This window comes from Terriglobus sp. (assembly GCF_965201105.1).
Classification (GTDB): domain Bacteria; phylum Acidobacteriota; class Terriglobia; order Terriglobales; family Acidobacteriaceae; genus Terriglobus.
Map to the genome: position 1 here is coordinate 2,581,543 of NZ_OZ241741.1, position 17,331 is coordinate 2,598,873.

The following is a 17,331-nucleotide window of genomic DNA, read 5'->3' on the forward strand; positions in this document are numbered from 1 at the left end:
AAGGAGTCGTTTTGCTGACCACGGACGCCCATCCCATCCAAAGCGGACCCCCCGGCTTCGCCCCGCTACAGCCTTTAGCGAGCGCAGCCGATACATACTTTGTGCAACGAAATGTTCATGACATCGCTCGGGCCTTTGTGGCATCGGCGGTGTTCGTGCTTTCGCTCGCCTGCGCAACGACAGCACAAGGGCAGGCCAAGCCGACTGCGGCACGCTCCGGCGATCTGCAGGCAGGCGGCGGCTTCGTTCTGGCCTCTCCGGACTACACCGAAAACACCTTCAAGGGGTACATGGGGTACGCCACATTCGATTTCAAAGAACACTACGGCATTGAATTCAACATCCACCAGGTAAACGCACCCAGCCCAAGCAAGCTATACGAACGTACCTACGAACTCGGTGGACGGTACGTCCGGCACTACGGCATCGCCCACCCGTATGCCAAGCTGATGTACGGTCGCGGTGTCTTCAATTACGAACGCAGCGTCGCCAATCTCGCCTACAACATCGGCGCGATCGGTGCCGGCGTTGACGTCAACGTGCACAGGCATGTGAACGTGCGCGCCGACTACGAGTACCAGAAGTGGTTCAGCTTCCGCGGCTTCGTCGACCAGGGTTTCGTCACTGCAACTTCCTCCTCTCTCACGCCTCAGCTCTTCACTGTGGGTGCGGCGTACCACTTCTAATTGCGTCGTCTTCATAAAGCAGAAAGGCCCCGGATGTCCGGGGTCTTTCTCTTGAACGGAAAAGCTGATTAGAAGTGGTACGCAATGCCGATTGCCGGCGTCGAGATCACCTCATACCGCCCGGTGTTGTAATCCGATCCCGCGGAGGTCGAATTGGACACCTTGAAGCTGGGCGCCTTCACCACGACTCCGTGATATCCCACCCGCAGGTCAAAGCTGGGACTCAGCTCATACGCAACGCCGCCGCCAAACATGCCGCCGAGCGAAGTCTGCCGCGCGGCATCCAGCGTCGTGGTCTCGTAATCCTTGAGCGGCGAAAAGAACACGCCCGCGACACCGCCCTCCAGAAACGGGCTGAAGTTGTGGTACGTCCGGCTGTACACATACCCCAGCGAGAATTCCTGCTGACGCGTATGGATCTGATACGTCGCGCGCGAGTTCTGGAGCGTGTCGCGGTACTGGGTAAAGCCGTAGTTCGCTTCAAGTGCTGACCGCGGCGTAAGCATAAAGCGATAGCTGGCCAGCGCTCCCAGATAACCGTGCGTGTTCAGCTGCGCCGCATTGCCGTTCACCTGTGGAGCAAACAAGTACGTTGCGCTCAGGCTCACGTCCTGCCGGCTTTCCTGCGCGAGTGCTGCCTTCGGTGCCACAGCAGCCGCCACGGTACTCACAAGCACCGCGCACATCCACATCGTTTTTTTCATGCGAAAAGTTACCAACCTCAAATCAGGGCGTCTCTGCACGCGAAGGCGCAGCGGAGAAGCGTAGCCCAAAGCTTTCCAGGACCATCCGTTCCATCCGTTATTGTACCTGTACGACTCGTCAGAGCCGCTTCGGTGAGCGGATCAGCGCAGCTTTCCCGGCTTTTCCACTTCATAACAATAGGTATTGTCAGAGCCGGCGGCGTAGCTTTCCACCTGCTGCAGAAAGCTCATCGCCGCGTGCGACAGCGCAGCGTTCTTGCGGTAAACCAGACGCAGCTTGCGTTCCATCCGCAGCTCCCGCACCGGCACCCGCACCAACGCCCCTGACGCCAATTCCCGCTCTACCGTCAGCGCCGGCACCAGTGCCACACCATTCCCCTGCTCTACAAAGCGCCGCACCGCTTCCAGCGATGGCAATTCCACATCAATACGCAGATTCGTTTTGTGCCGCTGAAACGCCTCCAACACCTTCGCCCGTTGCGGTGACGCTACGTTGTGCGCAACAAAATGCTCCCCATCCAACTGGCGGATCGACACAGATTCCGCAGATGCCAGCGAATGCTGCGGGTTCACCACAAACGCCAGTTCATCCCGAAAGATCACGATCGATTCCAGCGCCGGGTCGTCCGGCCGAAAGCTGATGATCCCCAACTCCACGCCGTGCGCCAGCAGTTCATCCGGGATCCGGCTCGCCAGCGAACGCTGCACCGCGACCTTGATGAGCGGGTGGGCGCGGCAGAATCGATCAAGCACCGGCAGCAGCGACAGGCAGGTGTACTCATTCGCGGCCAGGTTCAGCCGGCCCCGGTGTAGCGAACGCAGGTCGCCCAGGGCGTCGGCCGCTTCTTGACGCAAATTCAGCAGCTTGTGCGCGTAATCGCGCAGGACCTCGCCGGCGTCGGTCAGCGATCCATCGCGGGCGGACCGCTCAAACAGGGATTCGCCCAGCTCCGCTTCCAGCTTGGCAATAGTTTGGCTCACGGCCGGCTGCGTCCGCCGCAGCCGAAGCGCAGCCCGTGAAAAGCTGCGCTCCTGGGCGACCGCGACGAAGGTTTCCAAGGCAAATAGGTCCACGAGCCGCACCTGGGTATTAGCAGATTGAATGATGCTATCACCCGGCATAACCCGCCCTTATCTCTATACTGGCCATGGCAGGAAAAGAGTCAATGACCACGGCAAACAATCAGGTTCTCTTTTTTGACACCACGTTACGCGACGGCGAGCAATCGCCCGGCTGCACCATGCACCACGCGGAAAAGCTGCGCTTCGCGCATCAGCTCGCCGCGCTGAACGTGGACATCATCGAAGCCGGTTTTCCCATTGCGTCAGACGGTGACTTCGAATCCGTCCACGCCATCGCCACAGAGGTGCGCGGCACCCGCATCGCCGCGCTCGCCCGCTGCAAGCAGGGGGATATCGAGCGCGCCGCTGCTGCCGTTGAAGCCGCGCCGATCAACCGCATTCACACGTTTCTTGCATCCTCAGATCTGCACCTGGAAGCCAAGCTGCGCATTACGCGGCAGCAGGCGCTCGATCAGACCGGCGAGTGTGTCCGCCTGGCCCGCAGGTACGCCGAGGACGTTGAATTTTCTGCAGAAGACGCAACCCGCTCCGATCTCGACTTCCTCGTCGAGATGATTACCGTCGCTATCCAGTCCGGCGCCACGACCATAAACCTGCCCGATACCGTGGGCTATTCCACGCCTGCCGAGTACCAGCAGATGTTTCAAACAGTGCGTGCGCGCGTGCCTGCGGGTCAGAACGTCACCTTCTCCACACATTGTCACGACGACCTGGGTCTTGCCACCATCAACACCCTATCGGGTGTCTGCGGCGGCGCGCGACAGGTGGAAGTCTCCATTCATGGCATCGGGGAACGGGCCGGAAATGCCGCGCTGGAAGAGGTCGCCGCGATCCTGAATATCCGCAACGATGCATACCCGTTCACAAACGGCTTGAAACTGGACCAGATCGGCGCGACCAGCCGCATGCTCGACGAAATCATCTCCTTCACGCCGTCGCCAAACAAAGCCATCGTCGGCAAGAACGCATTCGCCCACGCCAGCGGCATACACCAGCATGGCATGCTCGCCAACCCGCTCACCTACGAGATCATGTCGGCCTCGCGCTTCGGTGTCGCGGCAAACACCATCGTGCTGGGCAAACACAGCGGACGCCGCGCGCTGGAGCATCGCCTGAAGGAACTCGGCTTCGAACTGACGCGCGAAGATCTCGATCAGACCTACACCCGCTTCACGGCACTGGCTGATCGCAAGAAATCCATCTACGACCAGGACATCATCGCGCTCGTACCCCAGCCGGTGTAGCAGAATCAGTGCGCAGGTCAGCCCATTGCGGCTCCGGGGACGCCCCGGCACTGTCGCCTGAGCGCAACCACAACAGTGTCATCCTGAGCGTAGCGAAGAATCTGCTTCCAGCGCGGCACGAACTCAAAAGGAACCGCACTTGCACCTGAAGATTGCAATCCTCGCCGGCGACGGCATCGGTCCCGAAGTCACGAATGAGGCCGTCAATGTGCTCACCACCGTCGCAAACGCGCGCGGCGATGTCTTTGAGTACGTGCCACTGCTCATCGGCGGCGTGGCAATCACGGAGCACGGCACCCCCCTGCCACCCGAAACGCTGCAGCAGACCCTCAGCTGCGATGCTGCCCTGCTCGGCGCCGTGGGCGACAACAAATTCAACCACCTGCCGCCCAGCGAGCGCCCGGAAGCCGGCCTGTTGCAAATCCGTGCCGCGCTCGGCGGCTTTGCAAATTTACGCCCCGCAATTGCCTACACCGCCCTTGCCGACAACAGTCCGCTGCGGCCGGAGATCACTGCCAGTGCCGACATCCTCTTCGTGCGCGAACTGCTCGGCGGCCTCTACTTCGGGGAGCCACGCGCGTGGGACAAGGCCGCCAATCGCGCGCACAACACCATGGCTTACACCCGCGACGAGGTCGAGCGCGTAGCCCGCATCGCCTTTGACCTGGCTACCAAACGCCGCAATAAACTGACCAGTGTCGACAAGGCCAACGTGCTCGAAACCTCGCAGTTGTGGCGTGCCGTCGTCAACGAAGTCGCGCGCGACTATCCGTCCGTCACCGTAGAACATCAATACGTCGACGCCATGGCGATCCACCTGATGACGCGCCCGCGCGACTTCGACGTGGTGCTCACCGAGAATCTTTTCGGCGACATTCTCTCGGACGAATCGGGCGTGATCACCGGTTCACTCGGCATGCTGCCCTCGGCCACTTTGGGTGGCAAAGTAAACCTGTACGAGCCCGTGCACGGCTCCGCGCCCGACATTGCCGGCACCGGCAAGGCAAATCCCATCGGCGCCATCCTGACCGCGGCCATGCTGCTGCGCCATTCCGCGAATATGGAAGCCGCAGCCAGGCTGATCGACGACGCTGTCACCGAGGCACTGAACCAGGGCTACCGCACCACCGACATCGCACACGGCAACATTGCCGGTCAGACCACACTCAGCACGACCGAGATGGGCGCGCTGATTCTCAGCAAGTTGGAAGCAGCTCTGGAGACGACCTCGATAAACGACCAAGGAGCAGCGCAGTGAAATCGCTTCCTACCTTGGCCACGGCGCTTCTGCTGCTCAACGGCATGGCGGGCTGTAAGTGGCACGCATCGCAGACGCACAGCAGCGCCGAGGCATCACATACGCAGGCCGCAGAGTCCGCAGCAGCCTCGGTGCCACCAGCGCATGTTGCCGAACCTGCACCCTGGCTGCTCTCCTATGCAGGCAAGGCGTCGAACGACCTCGAAGCCGATAAACGCTTCCCCGCGTTCCTGCGCAGTCACATTTCCAGCAAGCCCGTGAACTACTGGGTGGAAGGACCCAGCGTGCCATCAAAAGATGTGCGCGACTTCTTGGGGGGCCTTGGCGACGACGTGCAGACAATGGAGAATCGCTACGTAGTCGCTTCTGGCTGCCCGCTTCACGACTGCACCGAAAATGCCATGTTGTGGGCGGATACGGTGACCGGAGCGACCGTGTATGCCGCTTCCTTGGAGGCGCATACCACCTCGGAGCACGGCCATGGAAACCACCTTTGGATCTTCTCGAATTTTCCGCTCAGCGCAGGAACGCTGCCAACAGCTCTGTTGACCGCGATTGGCAGTTGGACACAGCAGGGCAGCGATCCCGACTACCAAACGATCATTTCGGACGCAACGATTGTGGAGCCGAGCGGCGCGCAGATCGAGCTCACACCGGCGGACGTGCACGCCTGGCAACCCGGCATGCCTACCCGAAGCAACGAACAGAAAGGCTGATCCCTGTGTCTGCGACTTCGCACCCACGCACGCTCTTCGAAAAAAATTGGCAGCAGCACATCGTCGCGGAACCCGCGGGTGAGCCACCCCTGCTCTATATCGACCTGCAGCTCGTGCACGAAGTCACGTCGCCGCAGGCCTTTGACGGCCTTCGCCTTGCCGGCCGCAAGCTGCGCCGCCCCGATCGCCACATCGCCACCGTCGACCACAACGTGCCCACCACCAGCGCCGCGGATCGCCTCAACATTGTCGATCAGGTCAGCGCTGCGCAGGTGAACGCTCTGCGCAACAACTGCGCCGACTTCGGCATCGAGTTCTTCGACGTGCAGGACGCCTCGCAGGGTATCGTGCACATGATCGGGCCGGAGCTCGGCGCGACCAAGCCCGGCATGACCATCGTCTGCGGCGACTCGCACACCTCCACGCACGGCGCGTTCGGCGCGCTCGCTTTCGGCATCGGCACCAGCGAGGTCGAGCACGTGATGGCCACGCAGACGCTGCCCCAGGCCAAGCCAAAAACCTTCCGCATCAACGTCGAAGGCGAGCTGCCCTTCGGCGTGACCGCGAAAGACATCATCCTCGACATCATCGGCCGCATCGGCACCGATGGCGCGACCGGCTACGCGGTCGAATACGCCGGCTCGGCCATCCGCGCGCTCTCCATGGAAGGCCGCATGACTATCTGCAACATGAGCATCGAAGCAGGCGCCCGCGCCGGCATGATCGCTCCCGACGAAACCACCTTCGCCTACCTGAAAGGCCGCCGCTTCAGCCCCGGCACGCGCAACACTCCTTCCGAGGTGTCCGGCAGTTCCTCTGGTTTGTCATCCCGTAACAAAGCGACGGGATCTGCTTTTCGGACCAGCAACGACTTGTCATTTCGACCGGAGGACGCACAGCTTCACCGTGGGTCCGAAGCGGAGAAACCTGCATTTGGAGCCGCCGCAGACGTAGACGAATCCGCGTGGGAAGAGGCTCTCAAGCACTGGCGCACCCTGCCCACAGACCCCGGCGCAACCTTCGACCGCGAGCTCACCATCGACGCCGCCACGCTCGCACCCGCCGTCACCTGGGGCACCTCGCCCGGCATGCACGCAACGATCGACGGCGCGGTGCCTACCCTCGCACAGGCCCCTACTGACGCCGACCGCAAGAGCTTTGAGCGCGCCTACGAATACATGAACCTGAAACCCGGCACGCCCATGGAGCAGATCGCCATCGACACGGTCTTCCTCGGCTCCTGCACCAACGGCCGCATCGAAGATCTGCGCGCCGCTGCCGCCATCGTGCGCGGACAGCACGTCGCCGCCAAGATTCGCGCGATGGTCGTTCCCGGCTCGCAGGCCGTCAAGCGGCAGGCCGAAGCGGAAGGGCTCGACCTCGTCTTCAAACAGGCCGGCTTCGAGTGGCGCGAACCCGGCTGCTCCATGTGCCTCGGCATGAACCCCGACATCCTCGCCCCCGGCGAACGCTGCGCCTCCACCAGCAATCGCAACTTCGAAGGCCGCCAGGGCCGCGGCGGACGCACCCATCTCGTCTCGCCTGAAATGGCCGCAGCCGCCGCCATCGCGGGCCACTTCGTCGACGTCCGCAAGTGGGGCAGCAAGGAGCAACAGGCATGATCGACACTCCCGTCCAAATGGGCATTGCGGCGCAGCAGACAGCCGCGATCCATCTACACATACCTGTAGCCTCGATGCGTGACGAGTTTCCTAAAGCAATCGCAGAGTTGTTTGACGCGCTGCGTCAGCAAAGTCTCACCGCTGCCGGTCCAGTCTTCGCACATCACTTCCGCCGCCCTACCGACAGCTTTGACTTCAATCTTTGCGTTCCGGTCGAGCATCCCGTTCAGGCGGTTGGCCGTGTGGAACCGGTCGCAATGCCTTCCCTTCCCGTTCTCCGCACCACGTACCACGGGGACTATGCAGGCCTGCCTCACGCGTGGGGCGAGTTCATCGCGAGCATTCCGGCAGAGGCGCCGGCGCTGCGCGGCGACTTCATCGAGGCTTACGTCGTCGGGCCACACGACGGCGTTTCACCAGCGGAGTGGCGCACCGATCTGAGCGTCATCCTCACCACAGACGAAAGGCAGGCGTAAGTGGAGCCCATCAACATCCTCACCAGCAAAGCCGTGCCGCTGCCGCTGCCCAACATCGACACCGACCAGATCATCCCCAAGCAATTCCTCAAGCGCATCGAGCGCACGGGCTATGGCGACTTCCTCTTCTTCGACTGGCGCTACGACCTGGGCACCGGTTCCGGTCTCAGTGAACAACTCATGCCGAAGCGTGACTTCGTGCTGAACCAGCCGGAGTACAAGGGCGCAAAAATCCTGATCGCCGAAAAGAATTTCGCCTGCGGCTCCTCCCGCGAGCACGCCGCTTGGGCCATTCAGCAGTACGGCTTCCGCTGCGTCATCGCTCCCACCTTCGCCGACATCTTCTACTCCAACGCGGGCAAGAACGGCATCATCCTCGTGCGCCTCGACGACGACAAGGTCGAGACACTCCTGCAGCGCTCGACCGAGAACCCCGATCACCAAATCACCATCAATCTCGAACACCAGACCGTCGTCGACGATCAGGGCTTCCACGCCCGCTTCGAGATCGACCCCTTCCGCAAATATTGCCTGCTCCACGGCCTCGATGACATCGGCCTCACCCTGCGCCACACCGACGCACTCGACGCCTTCGAAACGAAGCACAACGCAGAGTTCTGGTCCGCACCGAAAGCCAGCGCATGAAGACGTTTGTCACAGCGTCGCTTGCCTGCGCCTTGTTCAGCCTATGGACCTTTTATGTGGGAGCGCAGGCGACAACGCCTGCGCTCCCACCCGCGCCACTACCAGCAATGCTCAGCCACGCGCAAAGCGTCTTCATCGGTAACGCCGGCGATCAGGAAAACGCGGACTGCCTTCGCGCCTACAACGGCTTTTTTGCGGGCGTCGATGCGCTACATCAGTTCAAGCTCGTCGCCGATCCATTGGACGCAGACCTCGTTGTTGAGCTGCATTACGAGATCAGCCTCGCAGGCTCACGAGTGAGCGGCGAAGATTCGTCTCGCCAATTTCGCGCCGTGCTGATCGATCGCAAAACACACATCGTGGTCTGGTCGCTCACGGAACAGAGCAACTACGCTCACTTTCAAAAAAATCGCGACAAAAACTTAGACACCGTAGTTGCTGCGCTCGTCCACGACTTCGCGGCACTCGTTTCCTCACAACCCGCGCCACCCGACAACAAATCGAAAGCGCACCGCGGCATTGGTCGGTAGACAGGCCGACCGGAACACAAGTAGAGAAAACATTGGCAAACGAACTCGATCCCGGCAAACGCAACAGCACCGTCCTCACCGAAGGTCCATCCCGCGCGGCCGCGCGTTCCTACCTGCGCGGCGTCGGCTTCAGCAAGGAAGACCTGCACAAACCCATCATCGGCATCGCCAACACGTGGACGGAGATCGGCCCCTGCAACTTCCATTTGCGCCAGGTCGCCGACGCCGTGAAGCAAGGCATCCGCGAAGCTGGCGGCACACCCATGGAATTCAACACCGTCACCATCTCCGACGGCATCACCATGGGCACCGAGGGCATGAAGGCCTCGCTCATCTCGCGCGAGGTCATCGCCGATTCCATCGAGCTCGTCACGCGCGGCAACAGCTTCGACGGCCTGGTCTGCATCGCGGGCTGCGACAAAAACATGCCCGCCTCCGTCATGGCGCTCGCGCGGCTCGACATCCCCGGCCTCATGCTCTACGGCGGCAGCATCGCGCCGGGCCAACTGCGCCAGCCCGACGGCACCAGCAAAGAGATCACCATCCTGAACGTCTTTGAGGGCATGGGGTCGCACGCCGCGGGCAAGATCGACGACGACGAACTCGAGGCACTCGAAGCCGCCGCCTGCCCCGGCCCCGGCGCCTGCGGCGGTCAGTTCACCGCCAACACCATGGCCATGGCCGGCGAGTTCCTCGGCATCAGTCCCATGGAGATCACGGGCGTTCCCGCCATGTCGCCGGAAAAGGCGAACGCCTCGCGCGAGGCCGGCCGCCTCGTCATGGACCTGGTCCGCAAAAACATCAAGCCCTCACAGATCCTCACGCGCGAGTCTCTGGAAAACGCCATCACCGCCGTCTGCGCCTCGGGTGGTTCCACCAACGCCGTGCTGCACCTGATCGCCATCGCGCACGAGCTCCAGATCCCGCTCACCATGGAGGACTTCGACCACATCTCCGAGTGCACCCCGTTCATCTGCGACCTGTCACCCGGCGGCAAGTACAACGCAACCGACTACCAGAAGGCAGGCGGCTCGCGCGTCCTCGCGCAACGCCTCATCGAGCGTAACCAGCTGCACGACAACATTACGGTCAGCGGCAGGACCCTGCGCGAAGAAGCCAGCACCGCGCACGAAACACCGGGCCAACCCGTCATTCGCACCTGGGACAACCCGCTCAAGCCCACCGGCGGACTCGTCATCTTGCGCGGCAACCTCGCGCCCGAAGGCTGCGTGGTCAAGGTCGCCGGCCACGAGCGCATCCACCACACCGGCCCCGCGCGCGTCTTCGACTCCGAGGACCTCTGCTTCGCCGCCGTCGAGCGTGGCGACATCAAGCCGAACGACGTCTGCGTGATCCGTTACGAAGGTCCGCGCGGCGGCCCCGGCATGCGCGAGATGCTCGCCGTCACCGCCGCCATCAAGGGCATCCCCGAGCTCTCCGAAACCGTGGCCCTGCTCACCGACGGCCGCTTCTCCGGTGCCACGCGCGGCCTCATGGCCGGCCACGTCGCCCCCGAAGCCCAACTCGGCGGCCCCATCGCCGCCGTCCGCGAAGGCGACCAGATTACCTTCGACATCCCCAACCGCACCCTCAACGTAAACATCAGCGACTACGAACTCGCCACCCGGCTCCAGGATTTCCAAGCACCCGAGCCCCGCTACAAACGCGGCGTCTTCGCCAAATACACCGCCACCGTAGGCAGTGCCAGCCAAGGCGCGGTGACCTCGTGACTTTGAACGAAGTGGCATCAAGCAGCGCCAAACTTCTTCTCAAGTCCGAGTACGGACCGATTTCGTCTTATTGGCCCGTGGTCGCCTTCAGTCAGGCTAGCTTTGAAACGCAGATACGACGTAACTATCAGACCGGAAGAGACTTCGTCGTTTATTTGGGCACGAAAGATGAAAAAACAATCAAGCGTGAAGATCGAGGTGCGCTGCTGTCCGTCGTCGAGATCGACACTACTCGCACTTACGACACCTACAACCACATCTCGCCGGATGCAAAAGCTTGGGCTTCAAAAGACTACCCTGGCCAGTGGTTGAGGTGCTTTCGGGCTCTTCGCGCATTTGACCTTCCTTCTCGTCCTATTGCCGATCAACTTCTGCCCAATACGAATCGCAATATGTGGCACGTTCCTTTTCGCGAGGTCATTGACCAAGACCGAATGGCTCTATTAGCCCTGCCCGTCTTACCTGTTCCGAATATCGATGTTTTTGCCAGATCTCATAAACCTATCGACGTAACAGACTTGTTGCGTTCTGAGAACAAGCTTGCCAGCCAAGAAGCTGTTCGGCTGGCTGATCTTGTCATGAACCGCGTAATGACATCTGGCGAACTGGTCCAACATCGCGCTCCTCTACGGACAGCGCCGACTGACCTTCAGATCCAAATACTTTCTCTGCTCTTGCGGAAGCCCCTGCTCTGCTCACTCTGCAATGGGGAGATGCCACTCTCAACGGAAAACAAGCTCTTAAGAATCTCTGGAGATCGAAAGGACAGTTCACTTGGCGATTACGGACCCGACAACTACCAACTTGTTCATCTAGGCTGCAATTTCGCAAAAAACAACGCTACCGAGGAACAATTTCGGAATTGGCTAGAGATCGCGAGCATTCACCTGCAAAGAACGGTCGTGGCGGTGACCTCGTGATCGAGCAACTCAAATCGCTTCTGCACAACGCCGCGCACCTCCGCAAATCCGGCGAGGCCGCTGAGGCCGAGCGCCTCTACAAAGAAGCCGCTGCGCAGGCCGAGGCTGACCAGGCCGTCGAGCGTGCCGAGGCCCTCGCTGGCCTCGCACAGACCCGCCGCGACGCCGGCGACCGCACCGGTGCTGCCATCTACTACGCCGAGGCCATCACCCTCGCGCGCGCGGCGAATGACGATCGCATGCTGGCCTACGCTCTGCGTCACGCTGCCGACGTTCGCAGCGAATTGCATGAGTATGCCGTAGCCTTCTCGCACATCGACGAGGCCATTCGCCTGTACCGCGCCCTGCTCACCACAGAGCAGCCGCCGACCCTCGATCTCGCGAACGCACTTCGCGTCTCCGCCCTCAACAATGAGCGCGCCGCGTGCGCCGCATGGCACGAGACTCGCACTCTGTACGCTGCCGTAGCTTCGGGCGACACAGCCGACGATGCGGGCGTGCGGGAATCGGCGGCGCACCTCCATAATCTTTCAGAACATCACGCTGCACATTGTGAGGCCAAATCATGACGGACACACACACAGCATCCGCGAACTCCGCACCCACACTTACCGGCGCCGAAATCCTCTGGGCCACGCTCGCCGGCGAGGGCGTGACCACCGTCTTCGGCTACCCCGGCGGCGCGATCCTTCCCGCCTACGACGCCTTGCGCAAGTTCCCCACCATCCACCATGTGCTTGTGCGGCATGAGCAAGGCGCGGCGCACATGGCCGACGGCTATGCACGCGCCTCGGGTCGCGTTGGCGTGTGCGTCGCCACCAGCGGCCCGGGCGCGACGAACCTGGTCACCGGCCTCGCCACCGCGATGCTCGATTCCATCCCGGTCGTCGCGATTACTGGCCAGGTCGCCAGCAGAGTGCTCGGAACCGATGCCTTCCAGGAAATCGACATCACCGGCATCACGCTGCCGATCACCAAGCACAACTTCGTCGCCACCCGCGCGGAAGAGATCGCGCCCATGCTGCGCCAGGCCTTTCAAATCGCGCAGTCCGGCCGCCCCGGCCCTGTTCTGGTCGACATCACCAAGGATGCGCAGCAGGGCACCACGCTCTTCGACTTTGATCACGCCGCGCCGAAACCTTACCGCCCGCACCCTATGCTGCGTTCCGAGTCCACCGAAATGCAGCGCGCGATCGAACTCATGCGCGCCTCCACGCGGCCCGTCATCCTCGCGGGCCACGGCATCATTCAGTCCGAAGCCGAAGCCGAGGTCATCGCCTTTGCCGAACGCCACAACATCCCCGTCGCCACCACGCTGCTTGGCCTGGGCGCCTTCCCTGCATCGCACCCGCTCGCGCTCGGCATGATGGGCATGCACGGCGAGTCGTGGGTGAACCATGCGATCCAGCAAGCCGATCTGCTGCTCGCCTTTGGCATGCGCTTCGACGACCGCGTGACCGGCAACCTCCTCCACTACGCACCCAACGCGAAGAAGATCCACATCGAAATCGATCCCAGCGAGATCAACAAGAACGTCAAGGTCGATGTCGCGCTCATCGGCGACTTGAAGCAGGTGCTGCGGACCATCGCACCGCTCATGGACCAGACTTCAGGTGCTCCACGTTCGGCGCAGCCTAACGTGGGATCGGATGACCCAACCGGCCCATGGCGTGAAGAGATCCGCGCGATGAAGGGTGACGCCAGCGTTCGCGATATCCTCGCCTTGCCCGACAACGGCCACCTCTACGCCGCGCACGTCATCCACGACATCTGGCAGGAGGCCTCTGCCGCAGGCCGCCTGAACGAAACGATCATCGCGACCGACGTGGGCCAGCACCAGATGTGGGAGGCGCAGTACTTTCGCCACGAAGTCACGCGCACGCTCATCACCTCCGGCGGCCTGGGCACCATGGGCTTCGCCCTGCCCGCGGCCATCGGCGCAAAGATGGCCTCTCCCGAAAAAGATGTCTGGGTCATCGCCGGTGATGGCGGCTTCCAAATGACCGCGGCCGAGCTTTCCACCATCCAGCAGGAGGGCCTGCACATCAACATCGCCGTCATCAACAACGGTTTCCTCGGCATGGTGCGCCAGTGGCAGGAGGCGTTCTACGACAAGAACTACTCGTGCTCGCCCATCCTCTCGCCCGACTTCGTCAAGCTCGCCGACGCTCATGGCATCCCCGGCGCACACGTGACCGAACGCAGCGAAGTCAAGCCCACCGTCACGCGCGCCCGCACCGGCTCGGGCTCGTTTCTGATCAACTTCGCCGTCGAAAAAGAAGACGGCGTCTACCCCATGATCGCGCCCGGCTCCGCCCTGCACGAAATGGTCCGCCGCCCCAACCCGCTGATCGAAACGAGCGAGGACTAAAGCATGCGCAAGCTCATCACGATGGTCACCCTGCTTGGATATCCGCTCATGACGCACGCGCAAGCGGCACTGCAGGCTGGAACCGCGGATGCCACGACGCAGCAGCCGGAGATGCAGCAACGCAAGCCCTTCGGTGCCGAGGACACCACCACCATCCACATTCGCCTGCTGAATGGCAAGACCGGTCAGCCCATCGTGGACAAGGAGATCTTTCTCGAACGCAACAAGACGCACCTGATGTCGCATGCCGAAGAGCGCGACATCAAGACGGACGATGCCGGCCTTGCCGAAGCAACCGTCGCGAAGACCGGCGACATCCTGAACCCGATCGTGGTCGACTACAAATCCTGCACACCACGCACAAAGCACGGCAACGACACCGAAAAATCCGAGCGCTTTCCCATCGCGCAGATACTTACCAATGGCGTCGTCGCACAGAACACCTGCGGCAAAACAACGCGATCACCCCAACCCGGCGAACTCACGCTGTACTACCGCACCATGAACGTCTTTGAACGCATCACCGACTGATAGAGCACAGCGAAGCGGCCGACTTGCTGACTCGCTGACTCGCTGACTCGCTGGAGCCCCATGCTGCACACCTTTATCGCACTCGTTGACAACAAGCCCGGCGTGCTCACGCGCGTCGCTTCGCTCTTCCGCCGGCTCAATATCAACATCGCCTCGCTCACCGTGGGCGAGACCGAAAGCGAAGACGTTTCGCGCATGACGATCGTCTGCGAGGCGGCGGAGAACGCCGCGCACCGCATCCGCGCCTCACTCTACAAGCTTGAGATCACGCGCGAGGTCGACGAGGTCGGCCGCGCCGAGGCCGTCGTGCGCGAACTCTGCCTGATCAAGGTCGCCGCCGGCCCGCAATCGCCGCACGGCATCCAGTCGCGCACACAGATTTTCGAGCTCAGCAACGTCTTCCGCGCCCGCGTCGTCGATCTCGCACCCGACAGCATCATGCTCGAAATGACCGGCTCCTCCTCCAAAATCGAGGGTCTCATCCAGGTCCTGCGCGAGTCTAGTTACGAAATCCTCGAAGTCAGCCGCACCGGTCGCATGGCCATGCGTCGCGGCGCACACTCGACCCGCGTCATGCGCGCCCTCGGCAGCAAAAATCATCAGCAAACCTTCGACGACACGGCCGACCCCGACGCGCTCGACCCCATGAACACGCTTCCCAATCAGTTCGCAGACCACGAGGCGTAAAGCTAATGCCCGCATCCTCCTGGAATCCTTATCGTTGGCCGCCTAGCTACTTCTACGGCACGCTGCTCGCACTTGGCTATGGTCTACTCTTTCGGCTCCTTATTGCACTCGGTGAAAAGTACGTTGGCAAGGGCGCCGTTCTGATCGTCATGTCGCTCGGATTCGTCGCGCTCGTTCCTCTGGTCATCGGCACCATCGCCGTATACGTTCCCGCGCGGCACGAAACAGTTCCGATTCGGCGGGCAATGATGCTTCCCGCGCTACCGATCCTGCTGGCCTGCGCTGTCGCCGCAGTACTCGCGCTTGAGGGTTCCATCTGCATCGTGCTTCTGCTGCCGGTTGCGCTGCTCTTCGGCGCGTTGGGTGGTCTGCTCGGCCTTGCCTTGGCGCAAGCCATGCGACCCAAACCGGGACTTGTGGCCGCGGTCGCTGTACTGCCGTTCTTCTGCAGCTTTGTAGAGTCGCGCGTGCAGCAACCGACTACGATGCACACCGTTGAGAACTCCATCGTCATTCACGCCGGCGCCGCCACCATCTGGCAGAACATCCAATCGGTGCCGCCCATCGCACCGTCGGAGCTGCGTCCCACCTGGGCGCACAGCATCGGTTTTCCACGTCCCGTTGCCGCGATCCTTTCGCATCCCGGCATAGGCGGCGTGCGCACTGCCAGCTTCGAACACGGCCTCGTTTTCTACGAAACGGTGGATGATTGGCAACCGCTGCGCCAGCTCGGCTTCAGCATCAAGGCAGATACCGCACACATTCCGCCCACCACGTTGGATGAGCACGTCACCATTGGCGGGCCATACTTCGACGTACTCGACGGGCAGTACCGCATTGAGCCGCTAAGCGATGGCTCGATTCGCTTGCATCTGGTCTCACATCAGCGGCTCACCACCGACTTCAACGGCTATGCCGGCCTGTGGTCCGACGCAATCATGGGCAACCTGCAAAGCTCGATCCTGCAGGTCATTCAACATCGATGCGAAGCACCGCAGCGCAACCTCTCCGCAGCGATCCACTAACAGAAAAGGACGACACGACAGATATGGCAAAGACCTACCACGACAACGACGCAGACCTTTCCCTCATCCAGGCGAAAAAGGTCGCCATCATTGGCTACGGCTCGCAGGGCCACGCTCACGCTCTCAATCTGAAGGACTCGGGCGTGGACGTGAAGATCGGCCTCCGCGAAGGTTCGAAAGGTGCCGAAAAGGCCAAGGCCGCGGGTCTCGAAGTCCTCAGCGTTGCGGAAGCCGCCAAGTGGGCCGACACCATCATGCTGCTCGTCCCGGACCAGACCGCCGCAGCCGTCTACAAGGAGGTCGAGCCCGGACTGTCAAAAGGCAAGACCCTCATGTTCGCGCACGGCTTCAACATCCGCTTCCGCACCATCACGCCGCCCGCCGACGTTGACGTCTCGCTCGTCGCGCCCAAATCTCCCGGCCACCGCGTGCGCGAAGTCTTCACCGAAGGCGGCGGCGTTCCCGGCCTGGTCGCCGTCGAGCAGGACGCAAGCGGCAACGCACTCGCCGACGCGCTCAGCTACGCCAAGGGCATCGGCTGCACCCGCGCCGGCGTGCTCGAAACCACCTTCACCGAGGAGACCGAGACCGACCTCTTCGGCGAGCAGGCCGTGCTCTGCGGCGGCACCGCCGCGCTGGTCAAGGCAGGCTTCGAGGTGCTGACCGAGGCCGGTTACCAGCCCGAACTCGCCTACTTCGAAGTGCTCCACGAGCTCAAGCTCATCGTCGACCTCATGTACCGCGGCGGCCTGGAATACATGCGCCACTCCATCAGCGACACCGCCGAATGGGGTGACTACATCGCCGGCCCGCGCATCGTCACACCCGAGGTCAAGAAGGCCATGCAGGGCCTGCTCTCTGACATCCGCGACGGCAGCTTTGCCAAGCACTTCATCGAGGACCAGAACACCGGCCGCAAGCAGTTCGAGCAATTCCGTCAGCAGGACCGCGAACACCCCATTGAAAAAGTCGGCTCCGAGCTCCGCAGCGCCATGCCGTTCCTCGACCCGGTCAAGGTCGAGAACGGCACCGTGGTCAAGGCGTAACCTTCACACCTGTTTACGGGCGTAAGCTTTGTTGTCATCCCGTAGCGTAGCGAAGGG

The 17,331-nt window shown here is 62.1% G+C and carries 18 protein-coding genes; 16 read left to right on the forward strand and 2 right to left on the reverse strand.

Annotation, left to right across the window (positions count from 1 at the left end; translation table 11 throughout):
- The first annotated feature begins 11 nt into the window (after positions 1-11).
- Positions 12-686: an outer membrane beta-barrel protein gene (locus tag ACOFKT_RS11180; protein WP_419804076.1), complete on the forward strand. Its 675-nt coding sequence runs from the start codon at positions 12-14 to the stop codon at positions 684-686.
- 68 nt (positions 687-754) lie between these two features.
- Here ACOFKT_RS11180 and ACOFKT_RS11185 read toward each other — a convergent pair whose 3' ends face one another.
- Positions 755-1,390: an outer membrane protein gene (locus ACOFKT_RS11185; protein WP_419804077.1), complete on the reverse strand. Its 636-nt coding sequence runs from the start codon at positions 1,388-1,390 to the stop codon at positions 755-757.
- A 141-nt stretch (positions 1,391-1,531) separates the two neighbouring features.
- Positions 1,532-2,464 carry a LysR family transcriptional regulator gene (locus ACOFKT_RS11190; protein WP_419807153.1) on the reverse strand — a complete coding sequence of 311 codons (933 nt, stop codon included), beginning with the start codon at positions 2,462-2,464 and terminating at the stop codon, positions 1,532-1,534.
- A 92-nt stretch (positions 2,465-2,556) separates the two neighbouring features.
- On the opposite strand from ACOFKT_RS11190, the gene ACOFKT_RS11195 reads away from it, so the two are divergent.
- The 15 genes from ACOFKT_RS11195 (at position 2,557) to ilvC (ending at position 17,274) form a co-directional block, all read left to right on the forward strand.
- Positions 2,557-3,717, forward strand: coding sequence for a 2-isopropylmalate synthase (locus ACOFKT_RS11195; protein WP_419804078.1), 1,161 nt, complete (start codon positions 2,557-2,559; stop codon positions 3,715-3,717).
- 139 nt (positions 3,718-3,856) lie between these two features.
- Positions 3,857-4,975 (forward strand): 3-isopropylmalate dehydrogenase, encoded by a 1,119-nt coding sequence (gene leuB, locus ACOFKT_RS11200; RefSeq protein WP_419804079.1) that lies wholly within the window; start codon positions 3,857-3,859, stop codon positions 4,973-4,975.
- The gene (locus tag ACOFKT_RS11205; RefSeq protein WP_419804080.1) at positions 4,972-5,691 is read left to right on the forward strand and encodes a hypothetical protein; all 720 of its coding nucleotides are present in this window, start codon (positions 4,972-4,974) and stop codon (positions 5,689-5,691) included. Before leuB ends, ACOFKT_RS11205 begins: the two co-directional genes overlap by 4 nt.
- A 5-nt stretch (positions 5,692-5,696) precedes the next feature.
- Positions 5,697-7,313, forward strand: coding sequence for a 3-isopropylmalate dehydratase large subunit (gene leuC / locus ACOFKT_RS11210; protein ID WP_419804081.1), 1,617 nt, complete (start codon positions 5,697-5,699; stop codon positions 7,311-7,313).
- The gene (locus ACOFKT_RS11215) at positions 7,310-7,789 is read left to right on the forward strand and encodes a GyrI-like domain-containing protein (protein WP_419804082.1); all 480 of its coding nucleotides are present in this window, start codon (positions 7,310-7,312) and stop codon (positions 7,787-7,789) included. The genes leuC and ACOFKT_RS11215 overlap by 4 nt, the downstream gene beginning before the upstream one ends.
- Positions 7,790-8,434, forward strand: coding sequence for a 3-isopropylmalate dehydratase small subunit (gene leuD, locus ACOFKT_RS11220; protein ID WP_419804083.1), 645 nt, complete (start codon positions 7,790-7,792; stop codon positions 8,432-8,434). It abuts the gene before it with no gap.
- The gene (locus ACOFKT_RS11225; protein WP_419804084.1) at positions 8,431-8,964 is read left to right on the forward strand and encodes a hypothetical protein; all 534 of its coding nucleotides are present in this window, start codon (positions 8,431-8,433) and stop codon (positions 8,962-8,964) included. The genes leuD and ACOFKT_RS11225 overlap by 4 nt, the downstream gene beginning before the upstream one ends.
- Positions 8,965-8,996: 32 nt before the next feature.
- Positions 8,997-10,694, forward strand: a complete 1,698-nt coding sequence (gene ilvD / locus ACOFKT_RS11230; RefSeq protein ID WP_419804085.1) for a dihydroxy-acid dehydratase — start codon at positions 8,997-8,999, stop codon at positions 10,692-10,694.
- Positions 10,691-11,614, forward strand: coding sequence for a hypothetical protein (locus ACOFKT_RS11235; RefSeq protein WP_419804086.1), 924 nt, complete (start codon positions 10,691-10,693; stop codon positions 11,612-11,614). The genes ilvD and ACOFKT_RS11235 overlap by 4 nt, the downstream gene beginning before the upstream one ends.
- Positions 11,611-12,183 (forward strand): hypothetical protein, encoded by a 573-nt coding sequence (locus ACOFKT_RS11240; RefSeq protein WP_419804087.1) that lies wholly within the window; start codon positions 11,611-11,613, stop codon positions 12,181-12,183. Before ACOFKT_RS11235 ends, ACOFKT_RS11240 begins: the two co-directional genes overlap by 4 nt.
- Positions 12,180-13,985 carry a biosynthetic-type acetolactate synthase large subunit gene (ilvB, locus tag ACOFKT_RS11245; protein ID WP_419804088.1) on the forward strand — a complete coding sequence of 602 codons (1,806 nt, stop codon included), beginning with the start codon at positions 12,180-12,182 and terminating at the stop codon, positions 13,983-13,985. Before ACOFKT_RS11240 ends, ilvB begins: the two co-directional genes overlap by 4 nt.
- Before the next feature lie 3 nt (positions 13,986-13,988).
- Positions 13,989-14,516, forward strand: a complete 528-nt coding sequence (locus ACOFKT_RS11250; protein WP_419804089.1) for a hypothetical protein — start codon at positions 13,989-13,991, stop codon at positions 14,514-14,516.
- A gap of 60 nt (positions 14,517-14,576) precedes the next feature.
- Complete coding sequence (gene ilvN / locus ACOFKT_RS11255) at positions 14,577-15,203, forward strand: acetolactate synthase small subunit (protein ID WP_419804090.1); 627 nt, start codon at positions 14,577-14,579, stop codon at positions 15,201-15,203.
- A gap of 5 nt (positions 15,204-15,208) precedes the next feature.
- Positions 15,209-16,228 carry a hypothetical protein gene (locus ACOFKT_RS11260; protein ID WP_419804091.1) on the forward strand — a complete coding sequence of 340 codons (1,020 nt, stop codon included), beginning with the start codon at positions 15,209-15,211 and terminating at the stop codon, positions 16,226-16,228.
- Between the two features lie 23 nt (positions 16,229-16,251).
- Complete coding sequence (gene ilvC / locus ACOFKT_RS11265; protein WP_419804092.1) at positions 16,252-17,274, forward strand: ketol-acid reductoisomerase; 1,023 nt, start codon at positions 16,252-16,254, stop codon at positions 17,272-17,274.
- Positions 17,275-17,331 lie beyond the last annotated feature (57 nt).

Bases quoted from the DNA above. Each gene is read 5' to 3' on its own strand.
- ACOFKT_RS11185 (WP_419804077.1), bottom strand. From the start codon at position 1,390: ATGAAAAAAACGATGTGGATGTGCGCGGTGCTTGTGAGTACCGTGGCG.
- ACOFKT_RS11195 (WP_419804078.1), top strand. From the start codon at position 2,557: ATGACCACGGCAAACAATCAGGTTCTCTTTTTTGACACCACGTTACGC.
- ACOFKT_RS11215 (WP_419804082.1), top strand. From the start codon at position 7,310: ATGATCGACACTCCCGTCCAAATGGGCATTGCGGCGCAGCAGACAGCC.
- ACOFKT_RS11225 (WP_419804084.1), top strand. From the start codon at position 8,431: ATGAAGACGTTTGTCACAGCGTCGCTTGCCTGCGCCTTGTTCAGCCTA.
- ilvB (WP_419804088.1), top strand. From the start codon at position 12,180: ATGACGGACACACACACAGCATCCGCGAACTCCGCACCCACACTTACC.
- ACOFKT_RS11250 (WP_419804089.1), top strand. From the start codon at position 13,989: ATGCGCAAGCTCATCACGATGGTCACCCTGCTTGGATATCCGCTCATG.
- ilvN (WP_419804090.1), top strand. From the start codon at position 14,577: ATGCTGCACACCTTTATCGCACTCGTTGACAACAAGCCCGGCGTGCTC.
- ACOFKT_RS11260 (WP_419804091.1), top strand. From the start codon at position 15,209: ATGCCCGCATCCTCCTGGAATCCTTATCGTTGGCCGCCTAGCTACTTC.
- ilvC (WP_419804092.1), top strand. From the start codon at position 16,252: ATGGCAAAGACCTACCACGACAACGACGCAGACCTTTCCCTCATCCAG.